The sequence below is a fragment of the Promicromonospora sp. NPDC059942 genome (assembly GCF_042731755.1).
Lineage (GTDB): Bacteria > Actinomycetota > Actinomycetes > Actinomycetales > Cellulomonadaceae > Promicromonospora.
Genome location: NZ_JBHWLR010000001.1, coordinates 301,067 through 313,996, shown reverse-complemented (window position 1 = coordinate 313,996; position 12,930 = coordinate 301,067). Strand labels below are relative to the sequence as shown.

Below are 12,930 nucleotides of genomic sequence, written 5' to 3'. Positions count from 1 at the left end.
GGGCGCACGCATTGCTGCACCCGGCGGCGTTATCCGCTCGTTACTTACAGCCTAGACCTGTCCGGCGCCGACCTGGACACGCGTTCAGCGCCCGGCGAAACCGCCGCTGGAGCCGAAGCCGCCGTCGCCCCGGTGCGAACCGGGCAGGGTCTGCGCGGGCACGAACCGCGCGCGCTCGACCTTCTGGATCACGAGCTGCGCCACGCGGTCGCCCCGGACCAGCTTCACGGCCTGCGTCGTGTCGGTGTTGAGCAGCGTGACCTTGATCTCGCCGCGGTAGCCCGCGTCCACGGTGCCCGGCGCGTTCACGATGGTCAGGCCGTGCTTCGTCGCGAGGCCCGAGCGGGGGTGCACGAACGCCGCGTAGCCGTCGGGCAGCGCGATCGAGACCCCGGTGGGCACCAGCACCCGCCCCTGCGGCGGGATCTCGACGTCGACCGTGGTCACCAGGTCGGCGCCGGCGTCGCCGGGATGCGCGTAGGAGGGGACGGGAACGTCGTCCAGGAGGCGGATGAGCACGTCGACCGTGCTGCCGTCGTGAGCTGGCTCAGGGGTGGGCACGCCGGAAGAGTACGCCACCTGGGCCCGCGCCGCCGCAAGAGTGCCGGGGCAGTGCCGGGGGCTGGGATGATGTGTCCATGACGGCGACCACCCTCACCTTCCACGAGCGTCTCCTGCCCGGTCCCGGCGGCTGGCTCGGCACGGTCGGTCTGGGGGCCATCGCGGCGATCGCGCTGTGGCCCGTGCACGCGGCCGCGGCGGTCGCCGTCGGGCTGCTGGTGTGTGTCGGGTCGGCCCTCGCCCTGGCCGTCACGTCGCCCGTCGTCGAGGTGTCCGACGGCGTCCTGCGCGCCGGGAGCGCCCGGATCCCGGTCGCGCTGCTGAGCGCGCCCCAGGCCCTGGACGTCGCCGCCATGCGGCACGAGCTGGGCCCCGGCCTGGACGCGCGCGCCTACGTCTGCCTGCGCGCGTGGGCGCGGACCGGGGTGCGGGTCGCGCTCGACGACCCGGCCGACCCCACCCCCTACTGGCTGGTCTCCACGCGCCGCCCGGAGCTGCTGGTCAAGGCGCTCACCGACTGAGCCGGAGGCGCAGCGCAGGGTGGGGGCCGAGGAACGAGGCACGCGCCTGGAGCGGAGCCGCAGGCTCAGGCGGCAGACAAGCAGAGCCCAGCGTTCCCGGGCCCCGCCCGGGCCCGGGTACGACGAAGGCTGCCATGCGCCGCATGACAGCCCGGTCGTGTCGTCAGTGCCGAAGGCCTGGTGGATCAGGCGGCGCACTCCGTGCAGATCATCTGGCCGGCCTTCTCGTAGGCCAGCTGGCTGCGGTGGTGCACCAGGAAGCAGCTCGAACACGTGAACTCGTCCGCCTGACGCGGCAGCACCCGTACTGCGAGCTCCTCGCCCGACAGGTCGGCGCCCGGGAGCTCGAAGCCCTCGGCCGCTTCTGTCTCGTCCTCGTCCACAACGCCCGAGGACTTGTCAGAACGACGTGCCTGCAGCTCCTGGATCGAGTCCTGCTCGACATCCTCATCGTTCTTACGCGGGGCGTCGTAGTCAGTTGCCATGTGGTGTTCTCCGTCGGTAGGTGGTCGCGCCGGAAGGGTTCGGGACATCCGGGGTTCGACGCCGCCCCGGCCGGGACACCGCGAGCACCGTCGAACAGCGACCGCAAGCGGGTGTACGCGCAGATAATGCACACGGCCCCGGTTTTGTTCCCGAGTCGGCCCACGGATTGTGCACCATTTCTGTCAGGCGCGCTACATCTACCGGTGTAACCCCGGTCACGTACGCTCTGACCTGCAACAACGGCCCGTTTTCGACCTTTTGACCCTGGTCAACGGTGACCACTCTTGCACGGGTGTGTCATAAAAAAGATCACCCGCCGACGGTGCCCCCGGCGCCGTCGGCGTCCGCCGCCTCGAGGATCCCGGCGAGCTCGGCCACGAGCTCGCGGGGGCCCGCGACCGTCATCGCGTTCCCGGCCGGCCGGCCCCGCAGGCCGGTCACGACGGCGCCCGCCTCGGTGGCAACGATCACGCCCGCCGCCATGTCCCACGGGTTCAGGCCGCGCTCGTAGTACAGGTCGAGCGAGCCGTCCGCGAGGAGGCACAGGTCGATCGCGGCGGAGCCGAGCCGCCGGATGTCCCGGATCTGCGGCAGCACCTGCGCCAGGACCTGGGCCTGCTCGGCACGGCGCACGGCGTCGTACCCGAAGCCCGTGCCCACCAGGGACGTGCTCAGGGACGCCGGCGCGCCCGACCGGATCGGGGCGCCGTCGCGCGTGGCGCCCTCGCCCAGCCCGGCCGACCAGGTCCGCCCGTCGGCGACGCTGTGCACGCACCCGGCCAGCACGGTCCACGACGCGGGCTCCGGCGGACCCGCCACGACCGCCACCGACACGGCCCAGGACGCCACCCCGTACAGGTAGTTCACCGTGCCGTCGATCGGGTCGAGCACCCAGGTCAGCCCGCTGGTGCCGGGCACGTCGTCGCCCTCCTCGCCCAGGATCGCGTCGTCCGGGCGCTCCGCCGCGATCATCTCGCGCAGCAGCTCCTCCGAGGCGCGGTCCATGACCGTGACGGGGTCCACGTCGCTCGACTTGGTCGCGGCGACCTCGACCCGCTCCGGTCTGCCCTCCCGGACGAGCGTCCCGGCCGCCGTCGCGAGGCGGACGGCGAGGTCGCGGAGGGCGGTGACGGTGACGCCGTCGGGCAGCGCGTGCGGTGCGGGTGAGATCACGCGCCCATCCTGCCGCACCCGCCGGCGGGCTACGATCCGGCGGCACACCGACGCGCCTGCGCCGCGCCGCGCCCGCTCGGTGGCAGGCTCGGCACACAGGACTACCCCGGGAGGACTGGCATGGACGAGCTGGAGCTGGTGAGGCTGCACGAGGACGGTGAACGCCTCGTCCTCGCCGCACGCGACGGCACCCAGAGCACCCTGCCGATCACCGACGCCCTGCGCGCAGCCCTCCGGGGCGACCGTCCGCGCATGGAGTCGATCCGCGCCCAGGAGGAGTCCACCCTGCGTCCGCGCGAGATCCAGGCGCGGCTGCGCGCGGGCGAGACCTGCGAGGCCCTCGCCGAGGCGTCGGGCCTGCCCGTGGAGCACGTGCGGCGCTTCGAGTACCCCGTCATCTCCGAGCGCGAGCACGCGATCTCCCGGGTGCGCGCCAAGGCCGTGCTGAACGACGACGACACGGCCACCACGCTCGGCGAGGTCGCCGACGAGCGCCTGCGCTCGCGCGGCGTGCGGCCCGACGACGCCCGGTGGACCGCCACGCGGGAGGGCACCCACCCCTGGATCGTGCAGGTCGAGTTCACCGCGGGCGAGCGGCCGCGGGAGGGCCGCTGGTCGCTGGAGCCGCGCGGCGGCTTCGTCACCGCGCTCGACGACGAGGCCCGCTGGCTCGGCCTCCCCGAGGACGACGAGGGCCCGGCGCTGGCCGGCGTCGCCACCCTGCCGCCGCAGCGGCTCGGTCAGCGCGGCTCCCGGCCGGCCCCGCCCGAGCCCGACGACACGGACCTGCTGCTGGACAACCTCTCCGAGCGCCGCGGCCAGCGCCCCTCGCGACGCTCCGCGCCCGACGTCGGGCCGCCCGACCTGCTGGAGCTCGACCACCTGGACGGCGGGCCCGCCGGTCCGGGATCGGCGGCGAGCCCGGACGAGCCCGACGAGTCCGCGCCGGAGCCGGCCGCGGCCGTCGTCGACATCGGCGCGCGGCGGGGCGGGTCACGTCCCCGGATGCCGTCCGTCAAGGTGCCGGACTCCCCCGCCGACCTGGAGTGGGAGGGGCCGAGCCAGTGGGAGATCCCGGGGCCCGTGCCGGCCACGCCCCCGCCGTCGGACCAGGAGGCGAAGCCGGAGCCCGAGCCCGCCCCGGTCCCGGAGCCGGCGAACGTGCCGGACAAGGAGCCGGCAGCCGCCAAGCGGCCCGCGCCCAAGCGCGGCCGCAAGTCGCGCGCGCAGGTGCCGAGCTGGGACGAGATCGTGTTCGGCTCGCGCCCGGAGGTCTAGGCGGACCGTCCAGCCCCGGGCCTAGCCCCAGAGGGACTCGTCCGCCGAGCGGCGGCGCGCGGTGAGCGCCGTCATGCGGCGCATGTGGTGGCGGCGGCACAGCACCTCGTAGGCGACCTCGGCGAGGCCGACGTCGCCGATCACCACCTGCTCCCCCTCGGTGACCATGATCCCGTCCACGGTGCGCGCGTTGTGCGTGGCGCGCGCGCCGCACCAGCACAGCGACTGCACCTGGAGCAGCTCGACGCGGTCGGCGAGCTCGATGAGGCGCGCCGAACCGGGGAAGAGCCGGGTGCGGAAGTCGGTGGTGATGCCGAAGGCGAAGATGTCGATCTCCGTCTCGTCCACCAGCCGGGCGAGCTGCTCCACCTGCGCGGGCGAGTAGAACTGCGCCTCGTCGCACACCAGGTAGTCGACGGCCTCGCCGCCCGCGCGGCGGCCGCTGATCTCGACCCAGAAGTCGGTGTCGTCGGTCACCTCGACGGCCGCGACCTCCAGGCCCAGCCGGCTGGAGACCCGGTCCGCGCCCGCCCGGTCGCCCCGGCTGAAGATGAGCCCCTCGCGCCCGCGGGCGCGGAAGTTGTGGTCGGTCTGCAGGGCGAGGGTGGACTTGCCGGAGTCCATGGTCCCGGAGAAGAAGACGAGCTGGGCCACGAGAGCTTCCTAGGAGAGGGCGGTCAGGAACGGCACGAGCATCTCGTGCGGCGTGAGGGAGCCGTGCACGCCGGGCAGCGCCCGCGCGTTCGCGGAGTGCACCCGGGAGTCGACGACGGTGGCGGCGCCGGTCATCGCCACCACGACGTCCCCGATCGCGGGCAGCACGTGCTCGGCGACCGGGCCGAACCAGCCGCCGGCCACGGCCTGCTCCCGCAGCACGACCAGGGCGTGGACGCCCAGCCGCTCGGTCCACCGGGCCGCGACGTCGGCCGGGTCGGTGCCGGGCTCGGTGTAGACGTGCAGGGCGCGCGGCTCGCCGCCCACCATGGCGACGCCGGGGTACAGGGCCGGGTCGGTCGCGACGTCCCACTGGGTGGCCAGGTCGGCCGTGATCTGGCCGTGGTCGGCCGTGACCAGCACGAGCGTGCCGCGCGGCACGCTGCGCAGCAGGCGGCGCAGCTCCCGGTCGGTGGCCTCCAGCGCGTCGCCCCACTGCCAGGAGTCCCAGCCGAAGCCGTGGCCGGTCTTGTCGACGTCGCCCTGGTACAGGTACACCAGGCTCTGCCCGGTGCCCGCCGGGTCGGCGGGTCGGCGCAGCGCCGCGACGGTGGCGTCCACGCGCTGCTCGAACGTCTCCGCGGCCACGTGCACGGGGCCGCGCAGCGCGGCCTGGCTCATGCCGGAGCCCGCGAACTTCCGCGGGCCGGGGGCCACCACCCGGGTGCCCGCCGCGGCGAGCGTCTCCAGGACCGTGGGCTCGCGCTGCACGTCGGCGGGGTCGCCGAGGTCGTGCCACTGCACCACCGCGGCCAGCTTCCCGGTCTCGGGGTTGCGCTGCGTGTAGCCGAGCATGCCCGTGCGGCCCGGGGCGGTGCCCGTGCCGAGGATGCTCAGGCCCGCGGCCGTCGTCGACGGGAAGCTGGAGGTGAGCGTCGCGGCGGCCTCGTCCCGCTCGCGCAGGAGGCCGCGCAGGAACGGCGCGTGGCCCCCGCGCTCGGCGAGGTTGCGGATGCCGAGCCCGTCCACCAGCACGACGACGACGCGGTCGGCGTCGGGCAGGCCGAGGGCCGCGCGGCTGCCGGCCGCGGTCAGGCCCGTGGCCGTGGTGAGCTCGTGGCCCAGCGCGCCCGCGGCGGCGGGCAGCACGGCGGCGAGGCTGGTCGTGTCGTAGGACGGCACGACCAGGCCCTCGGGCAGCTGCGGAGCGCTCACGCAGACGTGGCCCGGGACAGCGCCCGGGCGAAGTCGACGGCCGCGCGGACGGCGGCGTCGCCCTCGGCCTCGCCGGAGACGCGGACCACCACGTCGTCGGGCGTCACCTGGCCGGTCAGGCCGTGGTCGGCCGTGCAGTTCGGGTCCACGCAGGAGGCCGGCTCCAGGTCGACGCGGGAGACCGCGCCCCAGCCCACGGCCAGCGTGACCTCGCGCGTGGCCCCGCTCTGCGGGTACTGCGCCGGGTCCGCGATCACGTGGGTGAGCGCCACGGAGCGGATCTCGCGCACCGGCACCACCTCGGTGGTGGCGGACGCCGAGCCGGACCGGGCCGGGTCCTCCCCCGTGTGGTCGTCGACGTGCGCGGTGACCAGGCGGGTCGGGGTCAGCACCAGGACCGTGAGGTGGCGGCGCACCTCCGAGTCGAAGGTGGTCTCGGCCTGCACGAGGTGGGCCACCACCTCCTCGCCGGCCAGGGCCACGTCGAGCACGTCCGCGACGAGCTCCGGGTAGTAGCCGGCCCGGTGCAGGTGGGCGGTCAGGTCGTCACGGGCATCGGTAGGGGCATGGGGCACGAGGGGAATCATCCCATGAGAGGGGCTCCCGCCGTTAGCCCGGCAGCGCCCTGCGCAGGGCGTCCGTGCGGCGTTCCGCGGGGCGCAGCCGGATCGTGGCGTGCAGCACGGAGGCGCCGCGCTCCGCGACGGCCACCGGGTACAGCTCCACGGACGCGAGCTCGGGCAGGTCCTCGGCCATGACCGAGACGCGGGCCAGCACGTCCTCCAGCGCGGCGACGTCGGCGGCGGGCGCGCCCTGGTACCCGAACAGGCGCGGCGCCGCGCGCACGCCGCGCACCATCCGGGCCACGTCCACGTCGGTCAGGGGCGGCACGCCGTGGGTCACGTCGTCGAGCAGGTCGACGGCGTCGCCCGCCAGCCCGAACGAGACCACGGGCCCGAACAGCTCGTCCTCCACCGACCGCACCACGCACGCCACGCCCGTGGGTGCCATGGCCTGCACCTCCAGCACCGGGTCGGGCGCCGGCAGCAGGGCGGACGCCGCGGCGAGCATGCGCTCGGCGTCCTCGACCAGGTCCTCGGCGTCGGCGATGTCGAGCCGCACGCCGCCCAGGTCGGCGCGGTGCCGCAGCGCGGGCGAGGCGATCTTGAGCGCGACGGGCCAGCCCAGCTCCTGGGCGGCAGCCACCGCCTCCTGCGGCGTGCGGACGCTCCGGGAGCCCCACAGGCTCAGCCCGTAACAGGCGAGCAGCTCGGTCGCCGCCTCCTGGTCCAGGACCGTGCCGTCGGGGTGCTGGCTCAGCAGCGACTCGACGAGGGTGCGCGCCTGGGTGCGGGCCACGCCGTCGGACACGCCCTCCCGCAGGGCCGGGCGGACCGGGCTGCCGTGGTCCTGCGTGCGCCACCGGGCGTAGCGCACCACCTCCCCGAGGGCCCAGACGGCGTCCTCGGGCGTGGAGAAGGCGGGCAGGCGCACCTCACGCCCGTCGTGGCTCGCCGCGAGCTCGTCGGGCATGCCGTGCAGGCCCAGCGCGCTGACGACGGTGGTGCGGCCCGTACGGGCCGCGGCCTCGGCCACGGCGCGGGCCATCGCCTCGGTGCGCGGCAGCACCACGGGCACGGAGACCAGGACGACGGCGTCGCACGCGTCCGGCGCGTAGAGGGCGTCGACGGCTGCGGCGATCTCGTCGTCGGGCGCCCCCGCCGACAGCGACTCCGGCGGGCCGACGACGGTCAGGCCCGCCGCCGCGACGGCGTCGGCCACGAGCGCGGCGAGCGACGGCGAGCTGGCGAGGATGCCCACCCGGCCGCCCGCCGGCAGCGGCTGGTGCGCCAGCACCTGCGCGACGTCCATGAGCTGGTGCGTGTTCTCCGCGCGGATCACGCCGGACTGCCGCAGCACCTCGTCGAGCATCCGGCGCGGGGCGCGCGTGGCGCGCACGGTGTGCCCGGGCGGCACCACGCTGCCGTGCCGCCCGGCCACGACCACGACCACGGGCTTGACCAGCGCGAGACGGCGGGCGATACGCGAGAACTTGCGGGGGTTGCCGAGCGTCTCCAGGTACAGGCACACGACGTCGGTGTGCGGGTCGTCCTGCCAGTACTGCATGACGTCGTTGCCCGACACGTCGGCCCGGTGCCCCGCGGAGACCAGCGTGGACAGGCCCAGGCCGCGCCGCTTGACCGTCTCGGCCGCCGTGACGGCGGTCGGGGCGCTCTGGCTGAACAGGCCCACGCGCCCGGGGCGCGGGGCCGTGAGCGCCAGGCTCGCGCGCAGGCGCGCGCCCGGCACGTTGGTGAGCAGGCCGTAGCTCGCCGGGCCCACCACGCGCATGCCCTCGCCGTGCGCGGTGCGCAGCAGCTCGCGCCGGCGCGCCACACCGGCCGGCCCGGCCTCGGCCCAGCCCGCCGACATGACGACGACGCCGCGGGCGCCCGTGCCGCGCAGCCGGCGGACGGCGTCGATCACCTCGTCGGGCGGGGCGGCGACGACGGCGAGGTCGACGGTGTTGTCGCCGGCGTTGTCGTTGTTGCCGCCGGTGCTGTCGTTGCCGTTGCCGTTGCCGCCGGTGGTGACGGTGCTGTCGGGGGCGAGGTCCGCCCAGGTCACGTCGTCGCCGAGCACGAGCAGCTCGGTGTCGCCCGGGTCGGCGGCGTGGGCCTCGCGGACGCGGTCGACGAGCAGCTCGTCGATCGTCGTGTCGTCGGCGGACTGGCCGGTGCCCGCGGGGCCGACCAGGAGCACCCGCCGCGCCGAGAGCAGGCCCTGCATGGAGCGGGCCTCGGTGCGGTGCTCGCGGTCGGCCATCACCTCGCGCGACCGGTCCGTCGGGTCGAGGTCGACCGAGACGGTCACCACGCCGTCGTCCAGGTGCTGCTCGACGTCGTAGCCGGCCTCGCGGAACACGCCCAGCATCGCGCGGTTCTGGGGCAGCACCTCGGCGATGAACCGGTGCACGCCCCGCTCGCGCGCCGCCGCGGCGATGTGCTCCAGCAGGACCGAGCCGAGGCCCTGGCCCTGGAGCGCGTCCGCGATGTTGAACGCGACCTCGGCGGTGCGGCGCCCCGGCTGGTCGTCGGTCACGTCGTAGCGCGTGACGCCGACGATGTCCTCGCGGCTCGCGCCGTCGTCGTCCGTACCCGGCCGGACGGCGACCAGGGCGGCCCGGCGCACGTGGTCCACCGTGACGAGCTGGGTGAGCAGGCGCTCCGGGATGCGCTGCAGCGCGGCGAAGAACCGCAGGTACGTGGAGCGCTCGGACTGGGCCATCTGGAAGCGCTGGAGCGCGTCGGCGTCGTCGGGCCGGATGGGGCGCACGTGCACGGTCGAGCCGTCGCGCAGCACCACGTCGGCCTCCCACTCGACGGGGTAGCCGGTCGCGTAGGGCGAGCGCACCGTGCCCACCTTCCGGTCGGCCCGTTCTGGCTGGTCCACGGGACAAGGCTAACGACCCCGCCGGGGGTGCCGCCGCTCGCGGCCCGGTGGGGCGTCAGCCCGCCGGTCAGCCCACCAGGACCATGCCCACGAGCAGCATCACGGCGAAGCCCACGAGCACGAGGCGCTGGCGCCGGTTGGGGCCGGACGCCGTCAGGATCGCCGCCACCGCCGGACCCGCCGCGAGCAGGAGCCACGCGCCGGCCGACGGCGCCACGTTCGCGGCGACGGCGGCGACCGCGACGACCACCAGGCCGTGCACGACGCCGAGCCCGACCCGCATGGCGACCACGATGTGCAGCACGGCCGCGAGGATCGCCAGCCCGGCCCACATGGTGATGCCCTGCTCCAGGCAGCCCCACTCCTGCTGGGCGCAGCGCCACGACTGCATCCACCACGTGACCAGGGCGCCGAGCACCAGGACGGGCACCACGCTGAGCCCGACCACGCCGTAGGCGAGGCCGATCCGGGCCAGCCAGCCCGGGACGGTCGTCGACCTGCTGACCAGCGGCAATTCGGGCATACCTGAATACTGCCAGGTGGGACGAGGTCTGTGCACACGGCTCGGCGATGACCTGGTGAGACGTCCGTGAAAGCCTCCTGTGCGCGGGGGCGTGTGGCGCGGCGGGGAGTGTGGGTGGCGCGAGGTACGGTTTGCCTGTCCCCGTCCAGCCCCAGAGCCCAGGAGCCCCACGAACCATGGCGCGCAAGCCGTCGCAGCCGCTCGACGAGAGCGAGATCCACGAGAAGGTCGTGGACATCGACGTCGCCTCGGAGATGGAGGCCTCGTTCCTCGAGTACGCCTACTCCGTCATCTACTCGCGGGCGCTCCCCGATGCGCGCGACGGCCTCAAGCCGGTGCAGCGCCGCATCCTGTACATGATGTCGGACATGGGGCTGCGGCCCGACCGCGCGCACGTGAAGTCGTCGCGCGTGGTGGGCGAGGTCATGGGAAAGCTGCACCCGCACGGTGACGCCCCGATCTACGACGCGCTCGTGCGCCTGGCGCAGGACTTCTCGCTGCGGCTGCCGCTCGTGGACGGGCACGGCAACTTCGGGTCGCTCGACGACGGCCCTGCCGCCCCCCGGTACACCGAGGCGCGGCTCGCGGCGCCGTCGATGGCGATGACCACGGGTCTCGACGAGAACGTCGTGGACTTCGTGCCGAACTACGACAACAAGCTCACCCAGCCCGAGGTGCTGCCCGCCGCGATCCCGAACCTGCTGGTCAACGGCGCCTCCGGCATCGCCGTCGGCATGGCCACGAACATGGCGCCGCACAACCTCGTCGAGGTCGTCTCGGCGGCGCAGCACCTGATCAAGAACCCCGAGGCCACGCTGGAGGACCTGCAGCGGTTCGTGCCGGGGCCGGACCTGCCCACGGGCGGCAAGATCGTCGGGCTGGAGGGTGTGCGCGACGGCTACCGCACGGGCCGCGGCAGCTTCCGCACCCGCGCCACCGCGCGGATCGAGAACGTGACCCCGCGCCGCAAGGGCATCGTCGTCACCGAGCTGCCGTACCTGGTGGGCCCGGAGAAGGTGATCGAGAAGATCGCCGACGGCGTCAAGGCCAAGCGCATCCAGGGCGTGAACAACGTCCAGGACCTCACCGACCGCACGCACGGCCTGCGCCTCGTGATCGAGGTCAAGACCGGCTTCGACCCGGACGCCGTGCTGGAGCAGCTCTACCGCGTCACGCCGCTCGAGGACTCGTTCGGCATCAACAACGTGGCCCTGGTCGACGGCCAGCCACGCACGCTCGGCCTGCTCGAGATGCTGCGGGTCTGGGTGAACCACCGCATCCTGGTGGTCCGGCGCCGCTCGCAGTACCGCCTGGACAAGCGCCTGGAGCGGCTGCACCTCGTGGACGGCCTGCTCATCGCGATCGTCGACATCGACGAGGTCATCCAGGTCATCCGCTCGTCCGACGACGCCGCCATCGCGCGCGACCGGCTGCGCGAGATCTTCGACCTGTCCGAGCCGCAGGCGTCCTACATCCTCGACCTGCAGCTGCGCCGCCTGACCAAGTTCTCCCGCATCGAGCTGGAGAAGGAGGCCGAGGAGCTGCGCCGCGAGATCGCGGAGCTGGAGCAGATCCTCGGCGACGAGAAGCTGCTGCGCCGCCTCGTGAGCACCGAGATGGGCGAGGTGGCCAAGACCTACGGCACGCCGCGCCGCACCGTGCTGCTCGACGCCGCGGGCGGGTCCGTCGGCTCGGTGGCCGTGGCCCCCGCGAACGGGCGCAAGAAGAACGTCGAGCCGATCGACCTGCAGATCAAGGACCAGCCCACCCGCGTGGTGCTGTCCGCGACCGGCCTGCTGGCCCGGCTCCCCGACGACGTCCCGGTGCCGCGCGAGGGCAACCGCGCCGCGCACGACGCCCTGCGGGGCGACGCCGCGGCGTCGACCCGCGGCCACGTGGGCCTGGTGACGTCCGCCGGCCGGATGCTGCGCATCTCCGTGCTCGACCTGCCCTCGCTGCCGCCGACGGACGGCGCGCCCTCGCTGTCCGGCGGCATCCCGGTGAGCGAGCTCGTGGAGCTGGAGCGCGGCGAGAGCGTGCTGGCCGTGACGGGGCTCGGCGCCGACGCGCCGACCGTCGCCGTCGGGACGGCGCAGGGCATCGTCAAGCGGGTCGCTCCGTCCGACGCCCCGGCCAAGGGCGACGAGTGGCCCGTGATCGCGCTCAAGGACGGCGACGTCGTGGTCGGTGCCGCCGTCGTGGCCGACGACGACGAGCTGGTCTTCGTGGCCGACGACACCTCGCTGCTGCACTTCCCCGCCTCGTCCGTGCGCCCGCAGGGCCGCGCAGCGGGCGGCATGGCGGGCATCAAGCTCGCCGAGGACGGGAAGGCCGTGTTCTTCGGCGCGGTCCCGGCCGGGGTCGACGCGACCGTGGTGACGATCGCCGGCGCCGGTGACGCGCTGCCTGGGATCGAGCCGGGCGCGGGCAAGGTGACGCCGTTCGCGCTGTACCCGGGCAAGGGCCGGGCGACCGGCGGCGTCCGGTCGCAGCGGCTCCTGAAGGGTGAGGACGGCCTCATCCTGGCCTGGGTCGGCGCCACTCCCCCGCGCGCGCTCGGCGCCGGCGGCCAGCCCGTCGACCTGCCCGAGGTGGACCAGCGCCGGGACGGCTCCGGGACACCGATCGCGGTGCCGGTCGCGGTCATCGGGTGATCTCGGGAAAGTAGTCGAGTGGGAGGTGTCGATTCCGGCGCGGCTCGCCCGTCCAAGGCGTGTCAACATCCCACGAACGAGGAGCACGTCATGACCGACACCTGGGTCTTCCTGATCCGCGAGAACGACTGGGACTCGGACGCCTACCTCCCGGAGAACCTGCGCGGGCGCAACCGCCAGGAGCTCTCCGAGGACATGGCCGCCCACGAGCGCTTCAGCGAGGCCGTGGCCGCCCTGGGCGTGAAGATCACCGGCGGTGACGCACTGCAGAACGCGAAGTACGGCGGGGTTGTTGGCGTCCGCGAAGGAGGGGGAAAAACCCCCCCCCCCCCCCCCCCCCTCCCCCCCCCCCCCCCCCCCCCTCCCCCCCCCCCCCCCCTCCCCCTCCCCCCCCCCCCCCCCCCCCCCCACC

General features: G+C 74.6%; 11 protein-coding genes. 3 read left to right on the top strand and 8 right to left on the bottom strand.

Annotated features, from left to right (window positions below; all coding sequences use genetic code 11):
- Positions 1-84 precede the first annotated feature (84 nt).
- Positions 85-561 carry a dUTP diphosphatase gene (dut, locus tag ACFV9Q_RS01300; RefSeq protein WP_377232805.1) on the bottom strand — a complete coding sequence of 159 codons (477 nt, stop codon included), beginning with the start codon at positions 559-561 and terminating at the stop codon, positions 85-87.
- A gap of 77 nt (positions 562-638) precedes the next feature.
- On the opposite strand from dut, the gene ACFV9Q_RS01295 reads away from it, so the two are divergent.
- Positions 639-1,082: a DUF3093 domain-containing protein gene (locus ACFV9Q_RS01295; protein ID WP_377232804.1), complete on the top strand. Its 444-nt coding sequence runs from the start codon at positions 639-641 to the stop codon at positions 1,080-1,082.
- 185 nt (positions 1,083-1,267) lie between these two features.
- Here the strand turns inward: ACFV9Q_RS01295 and ACFV9Q_RS01290 are convergent, their stop codons facing one another.
- Positions 1,268-1,567, bottom strand: a complete 300-nt coding sequence (locus ACFV9Q_RS01290) for a DUF4193 domain-containing protein (protein WP_020014531.1) — start codon at positions 1,565-1,567, stop codon at positions 1,268-1,270.
- Between the two features lie 310 nt (positions 1,568-1,877).
- Positions 1,878-2,741 carry an inositol monophosphatase family protein gene (locus ACFV9Q_RS01285; RefSeq protein WP_377232803.1) on the bottom strand — a complete coding sequence of 288 codons (864 nt, stop codon included), beginning with the start codon at positions 2,739-2,741 and terminating at the stop codon, positions 1,878-1,880.
- A 120-nt stretch (positions 2,742-2,861) separates the two neighbouring features.
- On the opposite strand from ACFV9Q_RS01285, the gene sepH reads away from it, so the two are divergent.
- On the top strand, positions 2,862-4,019 hold the full coding sequence (sepH, locus tag ACFV9Q_RS01280) for a septation protein SepH (RefSeq protein WP_377229579.1): 1,158 nt from the start codon (positions 2,862-2,864) through the stop codon (positions 4,017-4,019).
- 21 nt (positions 4,020-4,040) lie between these two features.
- Here the strand turns inward: sepH and ACFV9Q_RS01275 are convergent, their stop codons facing one another.
- The 5 genes from ACFV9Q_RS01275 to ACFV9Q_RS01255 form a co-directional block, all read right to left on the bottom strand.
- Positions 4,041-4,673: a thymidine kinase gene (locus ACFV9Q_RS01275; protein WP_285103576.1), complete on the bottom strand. Its 633-nt coding sequence runs from the start codon at positions 4,671-4,673 to the stop codon at positions 4,041-4,043.
- Positions 4,674-4,682: 9 nt separating this feature from the next.
- On the bottom strand, positions 4,683-5,888 hold the full coding sequence (locus ACFV9Q_RS01270; protein ID WP_377232802.1) for an alkaline phosphatase family protein: 1,206 nt from the start codon (positions 5,886-5,888) through the stop codon (positions 4,683-4,685).
- Entirely contained in the window at positions 5,885-6,463 is a 579-nt protein-coding gene (locus ACFV9Q_RS01265; protein ID WP_377229582.1) for a DUF5998 family protein, read from the bottom strand. Before ACFV9Q_RS01265 ends, ACFV9Q_RS01270 begins: the two co-directional genes overlap by 4 nt.
- A 34-nt stretch (positions 6,464-6,497) precedes the next feature.
- Positions 6,498-9,341: a GNAT family N-acetyltransferase gene (locus tag ACFV9Q_RS01260; protein ID WP_377232801.1), complete on the bottom strand. Its 2,844-nt coding sequence runs from the start codon at positions 9,339-9,341 to the stop codon at positions 6,498-6,500.
- A gap of 67 nt (positions 9,342-9,408) precedes the next feature.
- Complete coding sequence (locus tag ACFV9Q_RS01255; RefSeq protein WP_377229584.1) at positions 9,409-9,864, bottom strand: hypothetical protein; 456 nt, start codon at positions 9,862-9,864, stop codon at positions 9,409-9,411.
- A gap of 176 nt (positions 9,865-10,040) precedes the next feature.
- On the opposite strand from ACFV9Q_RS01255, the gene ACFV9Q_RS01250 reads away from it, so the two are divergent.
- A complete protein-coding gene (locus ACFV9Q_RS01250; protein ID WP_377232800.1) occupies positions 10,041-12,518 on the top strand; it encodes a DNA topoisomerase (ATP-hydrolyzing) subunit A in 2,478 nt (825 codons plus the stop codon).
- Positions 12,519-12,930: the final 412 nt, after the last annotated feature.